Genomic DNA, 15541 nt, shown 5'->3' with positions numbered 1-15541 from the left:
ACGCTGCAGCGAGAGAGTCCCGGCTGGTGAAAAGGGATATGCAGAATCCGGACGAATAAAGGCTGGGAGCGTCAACGCAGACCTGCGTTACGGGCAGACTGATACGATCAGTCACTAAGATGATTAAAGCGATTTAATCATGAATTAGGGTGGTACCACGATGACAACTCTCGTCCCTATCGGATTTGAGAGTTTTTTTATTAGCAAAAAGGAGGAAAAGAAAATGGAACAGAAGTTATCAGAACAAGAACTGGTTCGCCGTCAAAAGATGGAGGATCTACGGGCTAAAGGCATCGATCCATTTGGCCATGCGTTTGCGCGCACGCACCGTTCCGCACAGCTGCGGGAAGAGTATGGCGAAGTAAGCCAGGAAGAGCTGGAAGAAAAGAAGATTCCGTGCGCCATTGCCGGCCGCATCATGACCAAGCGCCGGATGGGCAAGCTGGGCTTTATGCACTTGCAGGACCGCGACGGCCAGATTCAGGTCGTCGTCAACAAGGGCGTGGTTGGAGAAGAGGTTTACGAGCTGTTTAAGGCTGCCGATCTGGGCGATATCGTCGGGATCGAAGGCTATGTCTGCAAGACCAACACCGGCGAACTGTCGGTGAAGGCGGAGAAACTGGAGCATCTGACCAAGGCGCTGCGGCCGCTGCCGGAAAAATTCCACGGCCTGCAGGATGTTGAGGAACGTTTCAGAAGACGGTATGTCGATTTGATCATGAATGAAGACAGCCGCAAGATCGCGATGCTGCGCCCGAAAATCATCCGCGCTGTCCAGCATTATCTGGATGGTCAGGGCTTGATGGAAGTCGAAACCCCGGTGCTGCAGCCTATTTTAGGCGGCGCCGCGGCAAGACCGTTTGTGACTCATCACAACACGCTGGATATGGATTTCTATCTGCGGATTGCGACGGAGCTGCCGTTAAAGCGTCTGATCGTCGGCGGATTGGAAGGGGTCTATGAAATCGGCCGCCTGTTCCGCAACGAAGGCATGGATCCGAAGCACAATCCGGAATTTACAACCGTGGAAGCGTATGTGGCTTACAGCGATATCGAAGGGATGATGGCGCTGAACGAAGGTCTGTTTGAAAGCGTCGCAATGGAAGTCTTCGGTAAGACTGACTTTACGCTGGGCGACAAGCAGATTTCCCTGAAAGCTCCGTATAAGCGCTGGCACATGGTCGACGCGGTAAAGGAAGTCACCGGCGTTGATTTCTGGAAAGCCATGAGCGTTGAGGAAGCGCTGGCTTTGGCTAAGGAACACGGCGTTGAGGTCCAGCCGCATGAACGCACGGTCGGTCATATCATCAACCTGTTCTTTGAACAGTTCTGTGAGGAAAAGATCACGCAGCCGACGTTTGTCTATGGTCATCCGGTAGAGATTTCACCGCTGGCCCGCAAGAATGCAAAGGATCCGCGATTCACAGATCGCTTTGAGCTGTTGATCTACGGCACGGAATATTCCAACGCGTTCAGCGAGCTGAACGATCCGATTGATCAGCGCCAGCGTTTTGAGGAACAGCTGAAGCTGAAGGAAATGGGCGACGCGGAAGCCAGTGAAATGGACGTCGATTATGTTGAAGCGCTGGAATACGGCTTACCGCCGACCGGCGGCATCGGCATCGGCATCGACCGCTTCGTGATGCTGCTGACAGGTCAGGAATCAATCCGCGAGGTGCTGTTATTCCCGCACATGAAGAACCGCAACGAGTAAGAAAAAACAGAACCAGAAGAGGAATGGCTGATTCAAAGGCGATTCCTTTTTTTGTTGAATCAAGGAGGATGTTTCATTGGAATTTTTGTCAGTCATGCCTGTTTGTTTCCCAAGGGATCCGGAAATAAAAGAAACTGATAATTCAATCATGAATAATGGTAAAATGATAGCCGAGAGGTGAAGCCTATGTTTAAAACCGGCCAGTTATCCCGGGCTTTTGAAATTGATCGAACGAGCTTGAACTATTATGTCCGCACCGGTCTGCTCAATCCGGAAATGCTGGACAATCAATATCATACCTACTCGTTTCAGGATTTCGTCGCACTTTCCTATATCCGCCATTACCGCGGTCTCGGCTTTTCCATGAGCGAGATTAAAGCGCTGACACGGCAGAGCGACAACGAGGAAAAACTCCAATATTGCCAGAATGAAATGCAGACGATTGACGATCAAATCCGCCTGCTGCGGCTGAAACAGCGCTTTCTGGAAAATTTCATCAACCTGCTTCGTTTCTATGAAAGCTATCGCGATCATCCCATGCTGCTGATGACGGAACCTTATTATTTTATCAAACGGGAAGCGTTGGGCGATCCGGTGCTGAAGGCGTTGTATAAGCAGCTGCCCAGCAATGAATTCACGGCGGTTTGCGATCAGGACTTCAAAGTGACGCTGCGGCCGCAGTCGGCGCAGGGACTGGTGCTGAAAGAAGCGTGGGCCAGGGAATTTCAGCTTCCGCTACCGGAACAGGCTATTTTTTATCCGGCGGAACAGCGCTGCCTCTGCGCGTTTCGCGTCGGGGGAACTGCGTTTGAAACGCAGCTGCAGGCGTCCTTGCGCGGTCTCTATCAGACAATGGAAAACCAGGGGGTGCGGCTGCAGCGGGAGTTCGTCATTTATCTGTTGATCAGTAAGTACAATCAGGCGGACGAATATTTCGACGTCTATGTCGATATTCCTCTGAAAACGCTTGACTGATGAATAGTTCATCAGTTTATACTTGCTTTGTGAGCGGATGAACGAGATCTGCTTTCAAGGAGGGAAAGATTTTGAAAGAGTGTTCAAGAAGAAATTTCATCAAAGGCATGGCCGCGTCAGCGGCAACGCTGGCTGTCGGCGGTTTGTTAGCCGGATGCGCGGCGAATGAAGCGCCGAAAGCTGAAAACCAGGACGGCGGGGAACAGCGGACCTGGGATAAGGAAACGGACGTTCTGATCTTAGGCGCCGGCGGCGCGGGCATGTGCGCAGGTTATGAAGCAACCCAGGCCGGTGCGAAAGCGTTGATTTTGGAAAAAGCGGAAAGCTTCGGCGGCACGTCGATCCGTTCCGGCGGGATTATCCAGGCTTCCTGCACCGCGGCCCAGAAAAAGCTGACGAGCTATCAGGAGGATACGGCGGAAAAGCATGCGCAGTATTATCTGGAAGAGGGCGAAGGCACGCTGGACGAGGAACTGGTCAAGGATATGACAGCCGGCTCGGCGGGCCATATCGAATGGCTGGAAAGTCTGGGGCTGGAGTTTACCAACGTCACCGGCTCCGCTCATGTGCCGATGGCGGATGAGAGCAATTATGCCGACCGGATTCATGGTACGGACGTCGGTGCTTCCGGGATGTTCACGGCGGTTCATGACGCGGCGGAGAAGAGCGGCGTTGAATTTTTGTATAACACGGAAGCGACCAGGCTGATCGTTGAAAACGGCAAGGTTGTCGGCGCGGAAGCGTTATCGGAAGGTAAAACCATCGCGATCAAAGCGAATAAGGGCGTGATCATCGCGACATCCAGCATTGACCACAATCAGGAAATGAGCAAGGCGCTGAGTCCGAATCAGTATTATGACAATGCCAATTCGATCTGCGCGGCGGCGCCGACCAACACCGGCGACGGAATCCGGATGGCGGCGGCGATCGGCGGACAGCTGACGCATTTCGGCGGGGTCATCGACCTGACGGGCAAGACCAGCGCCGGCATTAACCGCCAGACGCCGCTGATGCCCTGTTTCTTCGTAAATAAATACGGCCGTCGTTTCGCCTGCGAAGATACGACGTATGCTCTGACTTCGCGCGAACTGTGGCGGGAGATGACCAAGACGAATCACGCCTGCTACACGATCTGCGGCCCGAATGCCGTCATGACCAAAGAAAAGCTGGATGAAATGGTGGCGTCCGGCAAAGCCTTCACAGGGGCGACGATGCAGGAGTTGGCGGCGCAGATTGACGTCGACGGCGAAAATCTGCAGGCGACGCTGGATCAGTGGAACAAGGATATCACAGAATCCGGGAAGGATCGTCAGTTTGACCGTGCGACCGGATTGGAAGTCATCGAAGGTCCGTATTATGCGTTTGAAGAAGGGTTCATGAACCTGGGCTCGATCGGCGGTCTGAAGATTACCCTGAACTGCGAAGTCGTCAACACCCAGGGCGAAGTGATTCCGGGGCTGTATGCCGCAGGCATGGCGTCCGCCGGCTGGGTGGGTCCGTTCTATCCGGGATCGGGAACCGCTTTGCTGGGTGCGATTCACTGGGGCCGCAAAGCCGGCAAGGTCGTCGGCGCGCTGTAAGTCTGCGGGCTTAAGCATTGATCAGCGAAAGTTAAATTTGATCTATTTAAAAACGACAGGATGCAGATAATGGCCTGTCGTTTTTACGTTCAAAAAGAGTGGCAAAGGTCAGAGCGGGGGGAAATTCGCCATGAAATCGTCCTTCCTGCACTAATGCTTCATCTGATAATCCGTGCCCCACGCCTGCATCGCATCGAGCACCGGCTTTAAACTATACCCCAGTTCAGTCAGCGCGTATTCCACCCGCGGTGGCACCTCGGCATACACGGTGCGCGTCAGTAAGCCGGAAGCTTCCATTTCCCTTAACTGCGCCGTCAGAACCTTCTGCGTCACCGTACCGATCGACTTCTTCAATTCCCCGAAGCGTTTCGCTCCGGGCAGTAAATCCCGCAGAATGAGAACCTTCCATTTGTTGCTGATAAGCGTCAAAGTGACTTCCACCGGGCAGGCCGGCAGTCGCTTCTCCTGGATTGCTTCGCTCATAATCTTCCTTCTTTCCTCATTAGTATCTTTTTGGAACCTAGAGCACAATTAAGTGCTTACTTTCGTTTTGATCCCTTTAATGCTATTCTAATCCTGACAAAGGACAAACACAAGTCCTTCTGTGGAAAACCTGAAGGAGGAAAAGAAAATGCAGGAAGTGATTCAGTTCTTAAACGAAAATCCGGTTCAATATCTGGCGACGATTGGCCGCGATGGCAAGGCGAAGTGCCGTCCGTTCATGTTTGCCGGCGAAAAAGACGGCAAGCTGTGGTTCTGCACAAACAACACGAAGGAAGTCTATCAGGATATGCTGACGAATCCCAACGTTGAGCTCAGCGCAGCCAGTCCTGCTTATGCCTGGATTCGCCTTAATGGTAAAGTTGTTTTTGAGGATAACCGTGTAGTTAAGGAAATGTGCCTTGAAAATCCGATCGTCAAAGGTCAGTATCAGACGCCGGACAATCCGATCTTCGTCGTCTTCTATCTGGCGGATGCGCACGCTGTGATCGCTGATTTCTCCGGTAATCCGCCGCAGGAATACTCGTTCTAATCGACAAACCGGCAGACCGTTGAGGTCGGCCGCTTTTTAGCACAGAAAGGGGACGGAGTCATGGAAAAGGAAGATATTTTAAAAATCTTGCAAGAAGACATTCATTCGGTAATCGTCGCGACGCTGGATGACGAAGGCCGGCCGCAGACCCGTGCGATCGACATCATGTTGATCGAAGACGGGAAACCGATCTTTTTAACGGCGCGTGGAAAAGCCTTCTATGATCAGCTGACAACGCAGAAGTTTATCGCGTTGTCAGGCGTAAAGGCCGGCGTTTCCGTCTCGCTGCGAGGCAAGGTCCGACCGGCGGATCCGGAATTGCTGGAGCGGGCTTTCCAACAGAATCCCTACATGCAGACGATTTATCCGGGAACGACCCGGCAGGCGTTGGTCATGTTTGAGCTTTATGAAGGACAGGGTGAAATTTTCGATCTTAATCCGCGGCCGGTTTACCGCCAGCGCTTTACGATCGGCCTAGCTGAACCGGCAGGCATGCGGTATAGGATCACGGCGAAGTGCGATGGCTGCGGCGTTTGTCTGAGTGTTTGTCCGCAGCAGTGTATTGCGTTGATCGGTAAGCAGGCGCAGATTCAACAGGAACATTGTCTGCATTGCGGACAGTGCCAGCTGCATTGCCCGAAGCACGCAGTGGTGCGCGAACCATGAATCAGGATGAACGCTGTACCTGGCTGATCCGGTTTTTGCTGAAAGAACAGCGTTGGGAAGAGCAGATTGAAATCCCCGATCAATTTTCCCAGCGCCAGCGCTTGCTGCGCGGTCTGATGAACGTGCGCCCGCCCTGGCCGATGGATCCAAAGTGGCTGCGGATTCAGGACGATTATTTACAGACAGAGCTGAATTCTTCTGTCATATCCGACGCCGCCACGTTGCCTGAGTTGGAACCGGACATCAGTTTGTGGCAGGGCGACATTACCAAAATCAAGGCGGATGCGATCGTCAATGCCGCTAACAACGCGCTGCTAGGCTGCTTCATACCCAATCATGGCTGCATTGACAACGCGATACATTCTGCCGCCGGGATTCAGCTGCGGCTGGCATGCCAGACCTTGAGGGAAAATCAGAATATGCCGGAGCCGGTCGGTCAGGCTGAAATCACGCCGGGATTCAATTTGCCGGCTTTGTGGGTGCTGCATACCGTCGGTCCGCAGGTCCGCGGCGTGCTAACCTCACGGCATTGCGAGCAGCTGGCAGCCTGTTATACCGCATGTTTACAGAAAGCGGCCGCCTGTCAGCTGAAAACGCTGGTCTTCTGCTGCATCTCGACGGGAGAATATCATTTTCCTTCCCAGACTGCCGCGCAGATTGCGATCCGTACGGTCCGGACGTTTTTAAGGAAAAATGACGAACCGTTGAAAGTCGTATTTAATGTGTTCCGCGATCACGACGCCCGACTTTACCGCGCAGGATTGGGCTGCGCTGAAGAGGAAGACAACCGGTGAAAATTGCTGATCTGAAAACAGGATCCGCGGCTTCTATCCGAGCGATGAAAGAACGTTCAATACGTCAGAAAGGTGAGATTTACGATGAAAGATCAACGAGCCAGCACTGTGGAAAATTCCATCACAGCCTTGCGGAAAGCGCTGAATGAGGCGCAGGCGGTTGTGATCGGCGCGGGGGCCGGCTTATCCATCAGCGCCGGCTTCACGATTTCCGGTCCCCGGTTTTATGAATATTTTCAGGATTTCGCGGATACGTATGGATTTCAGGACATGTATTCCGGCGGCTTTTATCCGTTTACAACGCTGGAAGAATATTGGGCTTACTGGAGCCGTTATATTGAGCTGAACCGCTATCGCCCTGCGGAGTGTCCGGTTTATGAAGAACTATGGGAACTGGTAAAGGGAAAGGACTACTTCGTGATCACTACGAATGTCGACCATCAGTTTCAGAAAGCAGGTTTTGACCGCCGCCGGCTGTTTTATATGCAGGGAGATTACGGATTATGGCAATGCAGCGTGCCGTGTCATCAGAAAACCTATGACAATGAGGTGCTTGTGCATGAAATGGTCCGGTTGCAAAGCCATCTTCGGATCCCCTCCCGGCTGATTCCCTGTTGTCCCCGCTGCGGCAAACCGATGAGTATGAATCTGCGGATTGATTCCTCATTTGTCGAAGATGAAGGTTGGCATGCGGCATCACAGCGTTATGGTGAATTTCTCCGGCAGCATATGCACAAAAGAATTTTGTTTCTGGAACTGGGCGTGGGCTTGAACACGCCGGGGATTATAAAATACCCTTTCTGGCAGATGACAGCGCAGAATTCCAAAGCAATTTATGCCTGTATCAATAAAACGGAAGCGCTATGCCCGGAAGAGCTTGCAAAACAGGCGATCTGTATTCAACAGGATATCGGTCAGGTTCTTGCCCTGCTGTAATTACACATCTTCGTTTGAGCGGAGAGAGAAGTGCTGAAAAGAAGACGTCTGTCTGAATTTCATTTTTGTCCGCCTGGTAATGAATAAGAGGAACGACCAGAGAACTGGTCATGAATCGAAATGGTCAGGAGACTGACCTTTTTGACGTGGGAATCCACAATGGGATGGAAAGCAGGCCGATGTTTTGATAAGACCCGGATTCTGCGGTTTCTAACGAAGGGGATTGATGAGAAGCGGACTCTGCGGTTTCAATGAGCGGAGTTTTGATCATCATGACGAGCGCAGCGGCAAAGTGAAAATTCACGATAGAAGTGAAAAAGGGGATCAAAAAAACTTGAAACTTGTCCTGATCTGTTAGAAACTTACATCAGAAGACTCTGGATCTTCATCGGTAATCCGGAGGATTAAAGGAGCGGAACCAATGAAATTAGAATTAACGGCAACAGGGAAAATCAAATACTGTGTTTTTCATGCGGAAGCTGTACCCTTTCGTCAGGATGACTATGGCGGCCCGGCGTGGCAGTGCCGCTTAGGAGAGGAACTGCGCACGTCAACTTCGCCGCGTTTTAAGGAAGGCTGGTTTAAGGAAGCGTTCTTCGGGGTTGAGCTGCGCTATCGTTTCCAGATCGAAGGGGATAGTCTGATCATCGAGGCAGAAGCGGAGAACCAAAGCTCGCAGACAATGCCGCTGGATCAGCTGGGGCTGCGCATCGGTCTGGATTGCTGCATGGAAAGCTATCCGCAATGGGACACGGTATTTGCGCCGACGCTATTGCGGTGTGAGAAAACGTATTTCTGGGGTTTTCTGTCCAGTCCTTCAGGCCGGCGGCTCGGAATTTACAGCCCGGATCCGATCGCCAGCTGGCATCTCGACTACAACCGGTTTTTCGCGGATGGCGGACATCGGATCATGACGTTCTGTCTGGACTTTCTGCAAAGCGGGAAGCTGCCGGACCGGCATCCTCAATCCCGGCCGCTTAAGCCGTGGGAAACGCGCCGGTGGCGGATTGAAATCGCCGAGCTGGCTGCGGAACAAGCGGTGCCATCGTGGCTGGCGGAAAAGGGCGTACCGGTTTTTGCGGGCGAGCGCTGGAGCGCGGAATGCGGAAGTGTGCTGGAATTTGAACTGTTGTCCAGGACCGAACCAACGCTGTCGGCAGAGGGACGGGCGGTGCCTTGTTCACTGAAAAAGCCGGGCGTGTATACGGTGCGGCTGGAATCGGACCAGCCCAGCGAACTTCGTCTGACGGCCTCGAATGGGAAGCATCAGAGTGAAGCGTGGGTTCAGTTTATCCATCCATGGCGGACGATCATGGAAGAAGCGGCGCGGCAGGCGCTGAGTCAGCCGCAGAAAATGGGAACGCATTGCGAAAGCTGGTATGGTTTATTTACCGGCGCGGCCGCGATCCTTCATGATCTGGATTTTGACCGTGCGGCATATCTTAAAAAGGTTCGCGAGCTGGTGCCGCTGGGCTTCGACGTTGAACAAGGCTGCCCGACTGTGCATCCTGGCCGAATTCAGAATACCGCCTGCATGATCGGTTTGATGGCGGATCTCGGCGCTGCGCTGCACAGTGGTGAAGCGCTGGAGCTGGGCGCGAGACTGGCTGACTGGCTGATCGAGCACAGTCAGCGGGAAGACGGCGCTTTCTGCAACGGCAAAGGAAAGCACTACACGAGCGTTATTTATATCGCGAAAAGCCTGCTCGAACTGGTTCTGGAAGAACGCCGGCATTCAGAGGCTTTATGGCAGGCCCGTGCCCAACGGCATTTTGAGGCGGCGAAGCGGGCGGTTGACGAGCTGGCGCTGCATCGGGATAACATAGAAACCGAAGGCCAGGCCACGCTGGAGGACGGCATGCTGACCTGCTCCGTCGCGCAGCTGACGATGCTGGCGAAAATGCTGGAGCCGGAAGCACGCCGGCCGTATATTGAAGCAGCAGAATGCTTAGTCCGCAAGCATCGCTGTCTGGAACGGACCGTCGTGGCGGACAGCCGCTGCAGCGGGACGACGCTGCGGTTTTGGGAAGCGCAGTACGACGTGCTGACGATGGGCAACATGATCAATTCTCCGCACGGCTGGAGCGCCTGGAAGGTGTACGGCATGATCGATCTGTATCTGCTGAGCGGCCGGCGTGACTATCTGATCGACGCGATGAATACGCTGATGAGCTGCGTCAGTCTGCTGGATGTGGAAAACAAAACGCTGAACTGGGCGTTTGTGCCCGATCCGCACCGCGAGGTCATGTCCTTCGTTGGGGATCCGGAAAACCCCGGCAGCGGAAAGTTTCAGGCGCGGACGATCGCAGAGGAGCGCGTCGGGATGATCAGCGGCTGGTACCATGCGCCTGAAAATACCGCGGTGTTTGGATATCTTGGCAGCTGGCCGGACGTGACGACCGATCAGGGCGGCTGCTGTGACAACGATGTGCATGAGATTTTCAAATGTGTGGAGGAAGTCATCTTAACCCGCGCCTATGTTCATGAAGAAGACGGCCGATGGGACGCATTTCACTGCACCGTGGAAAACACGGCAGAGGGACTGACGATCCGGCCGCGGGAAGCGTTAGTGGATCAAGTTCATGTCCAGCTGACGCAGCCGATGAACATCACAGTGGAGTTTGCCGGAGAGCGAGTGACCGCCCGGCTGCAAAGCGGCTGGATCATTCGGACAGGAACTTGGGCAGAGTGAGGCGGCAGGGAGGAAGAGAATGTCGGGAAAATGGAAGATCGGGGTTGCGGTCAGCGCCCTGTTGTTAGGCGGCTGCGTCAAAGCGGGTACGCTGCCGAAGAAGAACGAACCGCTGACGCACGTCATCGCCACGGATCTGCATTATTTAGCGCCGGAGCTGCACGATCAGGGCGAGCGCTTTCAACGATTGATTGAGGAAAGCGACGGCAAGCTGACGGAAAAGAGCGAAGCTCTCGTTGATCAGTTCGTACAGGAAATGCTGCAGAAGAAACCGCAGGCCGTCCTGCTGAGCGGCGATCTGACCTTCAACGGCGAAAAGCTCAGCCATCAGCGGCTGGCGCGGAAGCTGCAGGTTTTGACGGAAGCGGGCATCGACGTGTGGGTAATTCCCGGCAATCATGATCTGAATAACGCCTCGGCGGCTTCGTTCAGTCAGGCTCAGGCTCGTCACGTCGAATCGGTCGACGCGGCGGAGTTTGCCGCGATCTACCAGAATCTGACCTGTCATCCCGCAATCAGCTGCGATCCTCAATCGCTGAGCTGCCTCGCTCCATTAGCGGAAGACGTTCAGCTGCTGCTGATCGACGCCAATCGTCCGGAAGATCCAGGCGTTGTGAGCGAAGAAACGCAGCGCTGGATCGAGCGTCAGCTGGAAAAAGCGCAGGCAGATCAACAAACCATACTCTCCCTCAGCCATCAGAATCTGGCCGATCACACGGCGATGTTCTCCTATGGATTTACCGCGCGGGGGGCAGCATCCGTCCGAGCGCTGCTCAGCACTTACGATGTGCGCGTGAATTTCAGCGGACATATGCATATTCAGCATATCCAGAAGCAGGAGGGGCTTGTGGATGTCGCAACATCCTCCTTGTCCGTCACGCCGCTGCACTACGGTGTGATCACGCTGGATGCGGACCGCACGCTGCATTATCAGACCGAATCGCTGGCCGATCCTGACTTGCAAAGTCAGGCAAAGCTTTGTTTTGATCAGACGACCCGGCGGCAGATGCAAAGCGCGCTTGAGGCGCTGAAACTGAGCCCGCAGGAAACGGCGGCGATGATCGAGCTGGCGGTAATGATGAATGATGAAATTTTTGACGGAACACTGGCGGAAAACAAGCCGCGGATCCGACAGGAACCAGCCTGGTATTTATGGCAAAGGGAAGGGAAAGACTTGTTTTTCGGTCAGTATCTGGAAGCGATGTGGAACGAAGCGACGCTGGACAATAATGAAATCACGCTCCCGCTGCGGTGAACTAAAAACCGGACGATATTCCTTTCGCCAATATCCGAAGCCGGACGCAATCCGGCAATTCAATTTAACAGGGATCAAGAGGGAACCTTTGTTGCTTTGCGGAAAATGAATCGCAGACCAGAGAAGATAAGCATTTTACATTTGCAAAATCTGGAACTATACTGAAGATGAATCAGGAAGAATCTGAGCGTCTGCGGTATTTTTTCATTCCTTTCGTTTATTCGGACAAGGAAGATCCATGGAGAAAGTATAAAATGCCGGGGGCGGACAGGTTAAAGGAGGCATGAAAGATGGAATTCACTCAAGTTGTTCAAAACCGTTACTCGTGTAAGAAATTCGACGGCCGGCCTGTGGAAAAAACGCAGCTGGAAGCGATTTTAGAAGCTGGAAGGCGGGCGCCGACAGCGAAGAATCTGCAGGAACAGAGAATTTACGTCATCCAGTCCCAAACCCTACTGGCAAAGCTGGATCAGGTCACGCCATGCCGGTATAACGCGTCCACGGTCGTGGTGGTCGCTTTCGATAAGAACAATGTGTTCACCTATCCGGGCGGACAGCGTGACTCCGGCGTCGAAGATGCGACGATCGTCGCGACGCACATGCTGCTGGCAGCGGAAAACGCAGGCGTCGACAGCTGCTGGGTCAATCTCTTCAATCCGGAAGAAATGGCAAAGATGTTGAATTTGCCGGAGAATGAAGAAGTGCTGATGGTTCTCGATCTGGGGTATGCGGCAGAAGGCTTTAAAGCACTGCCGGCGCACAGTCAGCGCAAGCCGCTTGCCGAGACCGTGACTTATTTGGAGTAGAAGGAGGAAAAAGGGATGAGTAAAAAATTAGTCGCTTATTTTTCAGCCAGCGGAGTAACCGGAAAAGTTGCCAAAACTCTGGCTTCCGCCATCCATGCCGATCTGTTTCAGATTGAGCCGGCGACGCCCTATACCGATGCCGATTTAAACTGGAATGATCCGCAATCCCGCAGTTCCGTGGAAATGCGGGATAAAACATCCCGGCCTCAGGTGAAAAACAAAGTGGAAACGATGGAGGACTATGACACAATCTTCGTCGGATTTCCGATCTGGTGGTATGTCGCGCCGACGATCATCAACACTTTTTTGGAACAATATGATCTGACTGGGAAAAAGGTGATTCCCTTTGCGACCTCCGGTTCCAGCGGGATGGGCAATACCAACGCGGAACTCCGGGGTTCCTGTCCCGGCGCACTTCTTTGCGAAGGCCAGCGCTTCGCTTCCTCGATTGGGGCTGATGCGCTGAAAGCCTGGGCTGATTCATTCTAAAATACTGCTGAAGCACTGTGGAGAACCGCGGTGCTTTTTTTCATATTGAATCTAAAAAATAAAATGTGATCTATTTATCTCAAAGTGATTGACTTTTGAAAAATATGTGATATATTTATCTCATAAAGAGAGAAATATATCTCTTGGAGGTGCTCTGATGAATCGAAAGTCAATGACACGTTGGCTGCTTGCCGGGGGTCTGGTTCTGGCGGTGATGCTGGCGTCCTGTGCTTACTCTGTCCTTTACAATGAAAGCCGTTGGGTCGCACCGATGGACTTATCCACCTATCAGTTCAGGATTCAGGATCTGCCGATGTTGATCGCGGTGCCGCTGTTTGCCGTATATATTCTGGCGCTGGGCTTCCGTTTATTTCAAGCCGCAAGACGGCAGCGTCTGCAGGATCAGCCGGGCTACACCCGGCATCTGGATCCGCGGATGGGGTTGTTTGGTTTATTTGGATTTCTGGGCTTTCTTGGTTTCTGGACCTATGCAGCCCAGCGCGTGATCTTTCCGTTTTTCTTCTTCATCTTCTTCGGCTTTTTCGGCTTCTACTACGAAGGCAAGCTGTCTGATACGCTGGCAGATGAAATGTTTGAGGAACACCGTCTGAAAGCGCAGTTAAAAGCGTATAAGATCGGCATGAGCCTGATCTTCCTGATGCTGTGGCTGGTCGGCTTTGGTTTATTCAGTCAACAGCTGGACTATGTCGCGATTTATCTGACCATCGGAATTTCCCTGGCCTATGCCGTTACGGTGTTCATGAGCGAATATCTGTTATATCGCTATGAACGTCAGGAGTAGAACGATGCCGGAATTTACCTGTCAGTTAAAACAATATCGCCTCGCCAGGGGTCTGACGCAGGAACAGCTGGCGGAGCTGGTGCATGTCCGCCGGGAAACGATCATGCGGCTGGAAAAAGCCCAGTACAACCCGTCGTTAAAGCTGGCGATTGATATCTCCCGCGTTGTTGAACAGCCGATCGAAAAGCTTTTTATCTTTGATTGAGGAATTTTGCTTGACTCGGACGCCTCGTCCGGGCTTACACTGAGGCTGCGAGGTGAAAAAGATGCGAATGAACGAAGCGGCTGAACAGCTCGGACTGAGTCAGCGGGCGATTAAATACTATGAAAAAGAAGGGCTGCTGAAAGTGAAGCGGGATGAAAATGGCTACCGCAACTTCGATGAACATGATCTGGAACGTTTGAAAAAGATTACGCTGTACCGCAAGCTGGGGATCGCAGTTAAGGATATCGAAAACTTACTGAAAACGGAAGATTCCGCGCGGCTGTGGGAAATTCTTGCGCAGAAGCGTGATCAGCTGCGGCAGGATCAGACACAACTGCAGTTGCTTGAAAAGTATCTCAACGACGGCAATCTTGACGAAGCATTCCAGCAAATCGACTATGAAACGATCGGTCAGGCAATTCAGGACATGTTCCCGGGCTTTACCGGCTATTACTTTATGCATCATTTCATGCCCTATTTACAGATCCGGATCACAACGCCCGAGCAGCAGGAAGCTTATCAGCGGATCGTGGCGTTCTGGGATACGGCGGCGATCAAAATCCCGCTGGTGACGCGGTTGATCAGTCATCTCCAATACAAGCTGAATCGCCTGGATTTATTTGATCAGACGGAAATGATGGAAAAGCGCATGCGGCAGATGCTTGAAATGAGCGAGCACGATTATGAAAAACTGAAAAAACAGGTGTTAAGCGGGGTGAAGCTGAAGACGAGCTTCCCGATGAAATACCATCCAGTCTTCGTCAGTCAGCGTAAATTCATGAAGCGGCTTCAAGATGCCGGATATAACGATCTTTTTATTCCAAGCATGATCGCGCTGTCGCCTGCTTACAAACGCTATCACGACGCATTGACAGCGATTAATCGGCGGTTGTGCGACGATCTGGGCCTGTATTACGATTCCAACTATGTGCTGAGGCTGAAGAAAAAGACTCCGGCTCAATAAGAGGCCGGCGCGAAGAAGGGGCAGATAGCTCTGGACGCGCCGATTTTTCTGTGATTTCCAACCGGAAATACAGAAATAGCGCAAATTCAGCGTTGGCAGTCTCTTAGCCTTTTTCATTGAAATCACAAAAAAAAGCTTGACCTGGAGCTAACTACAGGTGTTAATGTAATAGAAGACGAAATGAGGGATCCTGGATGAAAACAGACGCACCGTTAGTTGTGGTTATTGATGGCCAGGGCGGCATGATCGGACGGAAACTGTGCGATCAGCTGCTTGAAACAAAGCCGGAAATGAATCTGTTAGCGCTGGGCACCAACAGCGCCGCTACGTCCGCAATGCTCAAAGGCAAGGTGCATCAGGCAGCGACGGGGGAAAACCCGGTTCTGGCCGCAGCGCGGCGGGCCGCGGTGATCGCGGGCCCGGCTTCGATTGTCGTCGCGGATTCGATGCTTGGGGAAATCACGCCGAAGATGGCGGCCGCGATTGGACAGAGCGAGGCGGAGAAGGTTCTGATTCCGCTGAACCGCTGCGGCATTCTGATCGCCGGGGTGCAGGAGTGCCCAGTCGACGAGCTGATTGAAAAAGCGGCGGCGATGATCCTGAAGCTGATCGTCTGATTCAGGATTCCGG

At 52.9% G+C, this 15541-nt stretch carries 16 protein-coding genes and 1 other annotated feature (1 of these 17 running past the window's edge); of the genes, 15 read left to right on the top strand and 1 reads right to left on the bottom strand.

Annotated features, from left to right (window positions below; all coding sequences use genetic code 11):
• Window positions 1–181 (top strand) — a binding site (T-box leader); it begins 32 nt to the left of the window's first position.
• Between the two features lie 42 nt (window positions 182–223).
• The 3 genes from lysS (at window position 224) to I2G61_RS08215 (ending at window position 4269) form a co-directional block, all read left to right on the top strand.
• Entirely contained in the window at window positions 224–1714 is a 1491-nt protein-coding gene (gene lysS / locus I2G61_RS08225) for a lysine--tRNA ligase (protein WP_072685489.1), read from the top strand.
• A gap of 186 nt (window positions 1715–1900) precedes the next feature.
• The gene (locus tag I2G61_RS08220) at window positions 1901–2689 is read left to right on the top strand and encodes a MerR family transcriptional regulator (RefSeq protein ID WP_072685490.1); all 789 of its coding nucleotides are present in this window, start codon (window positions 1901–1903) and stop codon (window positions 2687–2689) included.
• Between the two features lie 71 nt (window positions 2690–2760).
• Entirely contained in the window at window positions 2761–4269 is a 1509-nt protein-coding gene (locus I2G61_RS08215; protein WP_083538650.1) for an FAD-dependent oxidoreductase, read from the top strand.
• Between the two features lie 150 nt (window positions 4270–4419).
• On the opposite strand, the gene I2G61_RS08210 is transcribed toward I2G61_RS08215, so the two are convergent.
• The gene (locus I2G61_RS08210; RefSeq protein ID WP_072685491.1) at window positions 4420–4752 is read right to left on the bottom strand and encodes a helix-turn-helix domain-containing protein; all 333 of its coding nucleotides are present in this window, start codon (window positions 4750–4752) and stop codon (window positions 4420–4422) included.
• 148 nt (window positions 4753–4900) lie between these two features.
• Between I2G61_RS08210 and I2G61_RS08205 the strand changes: the two genes are divergently transcribed.
• From I2G61_RS08205 to I2G61_RS08150, 12 genes are all read left to right on the top strand, one after another.
• Complete coding sequence (locus tag I2G61_RS08205) at window positions 4901–5302, top strand: pyridoxamine 5'-phosphate oxidase family protein (protein WP_072685492.1); 402 nt, start codon at window positions 4901–4903, stop codon at window positions 5300–5302.
• A 60-nt stretch (window positions 5303–5362) separates the two neighbouring features.
• A complete protein-coding gene (locus I2G61_RS08200) occupies window positions 5363–5968 on the top strand; it encodes a 4Fe-4S dicluster domain-containing protein (protein WP_072685493.1) in 606 nt (201 codons plus the stop codon).
• Entirely contained in the window at window positions 5965–6762 is a 798-nt protein-coding gene (locus I2G61_RS08195) for a protein-ADP-ribose hydrolase (RefSeq protein ID WP_072685494.1), read from the top strand. The genes I2G61_RS08200 and I2G61_RS08195 overlap by 4 nt, the downstream gene beginning before the upstream one ends.
• An 84-nt stretch (window positions 6763–6846) precedes the next feature.
• Entirely contained in the window at window positions 6847–7698 is an 852-nt protein-coding gene (locus tag I2G61_RS08190) for a Sir2 silent information regulator family NAD-dependent deacetylase (RefSeq protein WP_072685496.1), read from the top strand.
• Window positions 7699–8119: 421 nt separating this feature from the next.
• Entirely contained in the window at window positions 8120–10390 is a 2271-nt protein-coding gene (locus tag I2G61_RS08185) for a hypothetical protein (RefSeq protein ID WP_195548134.1), read from the top strand.
• Between the two features lie 19 nt (window positions 10391–10409).
• Window positions 10410–11645 (top strand): metallophosphoesterase, encoded by a 1236-nt coding sequence (locus I2G61_RS08180; RefSeq protein ID WP_195548133.1) that lies wholly within the window; start codon window positions 10410–10412, stop codon window positions 11643–11645.
• 290 nt (window positions 11646–11935) lie between these two features.
• The gene (locus I2G61_RS08175) at window positions 11936–12451 is read left to right on the top strand and encodes a nitroreductase family protein (RefSeq protein ID WP_195395294.1); all 516 of its coding nucleotides are present in this window, start codon (window positions 11936–11938) and stop codon (window positions 12449–12451) included.
• 15 nt (window positions 12452–12466) lie between these two features.
• Window positions 12467–12940, top strand: a complete 474-nt coding sequence (locus I2G61_RS08170) for a flavodoxin (RefSeq protein ID WP_195548132.1) — start codon at window positions 12467–12469, stop codon at window positions 12938–12940.
• Between the two features lie 157 nt (window positions 12941–13097).
• The gene (locus I2G61_RS08165; RefSeq protein ID WP_229100714.1) at window positions 13098–13742 is read left to right on the top strand and encodes a DUF3796 domain-containing protein; all 645 of its coding nucleotides are present in this window, start codon (window positions 13098–13100) and stop codon (window positions 13740–13742) included.
• Between the two features lie 4 nt (window positions 13743–13746).
• Window positions 13747–13947: a helix-turn-helix transcriptional regulator gene (locus I2G61_RS08160; RefSeq protein WP_072685506.1), complete on the top strand. Its 201-nt coding sequence runs from the start codon at window positions 13747–13749 to the stop codon at window positions 13945–13947.
• 61 nt (window positions 13948–14008) lie between these two features.
• On the top strand, window positions 14009–14911 hold the full coding sequence (locus I2G61_RS08155; RefSeq protein WP_195548131.1) for a MerR family transcriptional regulator: 903 nt from the start codon (window positions 14009–14011) through the stop codon (window positions 14909–14911).
• A 194-nt stretch (window positions 14912–15105) separates the two neighbouring features.
• Window positions 15106–15528, top strand: coding sequence for a DUF3842 family protein (locus I2G61_RS08150; protein ID WP_072685511.1), 423 nt, complete (start codon window positions 15106–15108; stop codon window positions 15526–15528).
• Window positions 15529–15541: the final 13 nt, after the last annotated feature.

The sequence above is a fragment of the Holdemania sp. 1001095H_141210_F2 genome (assembly GCF_015558105.1).
In the GTDB taxonomy this organism is placed as follows: Bacteria; Bacillota_I; Bacilli_A; order Erysipelotrichales; family Erysipelotrichaceae; genus Holdemania.
Note: the sequence above shows the minus strand (reverse complement) of the source record. Positions and strands in the feature narration are given on the sequence as shown.

Bases quoted from the DNA above. Each gene is read 5' to 3' on its own strand.
- lysS (WP_072685489.1), top strand. From the start codon at position 224: ATGGAACAGAAGTTATCAGAACAAGAACTGGTTCGCCGTCAAAAGATG.
- I2G61_RS08220 (WP_072685490.1), top strand. From the start codon at position 1,901: ATGTTTAAAACCGGCCAGTTATCCCGGGCTTTTGAAATTGATCGAACG.
- I2G61_RS08210 (WP_072685491.1), bottom strand. From the start codon at position 4,752: ATGAGCGAAGCAATCCAGGAGAAGCGACTGCCGGCCTGCCCGGTGGAA.
- I2G61_RS08205 (WP_072685492.1), top strand. From the start codon at position 4,901: ATGCAGGAAGTGATTCAGTTCTTAAACGAAAATCCGGTTCAATATCTG.
- I2G61_RS08200 (WP_072685493.1), top strand. From the start codon at position 5,363: ATGGAAAAGGAAGATATTTTAAAAATCTTGCAAGAAGACATTCATTCG.
- I2G61_RS08195 (WP_072685494.1), top strand. From the start codon at position 5,965: ATGAATCAGGATGAACGCTGTACCTGGCTGATCCGGTTTTTGCTGAAA.
- I2G61_RS08190 (WP_072685496.1), top strand. From the start codon at position 6,847: ATGAAAGATCAACGAGCCAGCACTGTGGAAAATTCCATCACAGCCTTG.
- I2G61_RS08185 (WP_195548134.1), top strand. From the start codon at position 8,120: ATGAAATTAGAATTAACGGCAACAGGGAAAATCAAATACTGTGTTTTT.
- I2G61_RS08180 (WP_195548133.1), top strand. From the start codon at position 10,410: ATGTCGGGAAAATGGAAGATCGGGGTTGCGGTCAGCGCCCTGTTGTTA.
- I2G61_RS08175 (WP_195395294.1), top strand. From the start codon at position 11,936: ATGGAATTCACTCAAGTTGTTCAAAACCGTTACTCGTGTAAGAAATTC.
- I2G61_RS08170 (WP_195548132.1), top strand. From the start codon at position 12,467: ATGAGTAAAAAATTAGTCGCTTATTTTTCAGCCAGCGGAGTAACCGGA.
- I2G61_RS08165 (WP_229100714.1), top strand. From the start codon at position 13,098: ATGAATCGAAAGTCAATGACACGTTGGCTGCTTGCCGGGGGTCTGGTT.
- I2G61_RS08160 (WP_072685506.1), top strand. From the start codon at position 13,747: ATGCCGGAATTTACCTGTCAGTTAAAACAATATCGCCTCGCCAGGGGT.
- I2G61_RS08155 (WP_195548131.1), top strand. From the start codon at position 14,009: ATGCGAATGAACGAAGCGGCTGAACAGCTCGGACTGAGTCAGCGGGCG.
- I2G61_RS08150 (WP_072685511.1), top strand. From the start codon at position 15,106: ATGAAAACAGACGCACCGTTAGTTGTGGTTATTGATGGCCAGGGCGGC.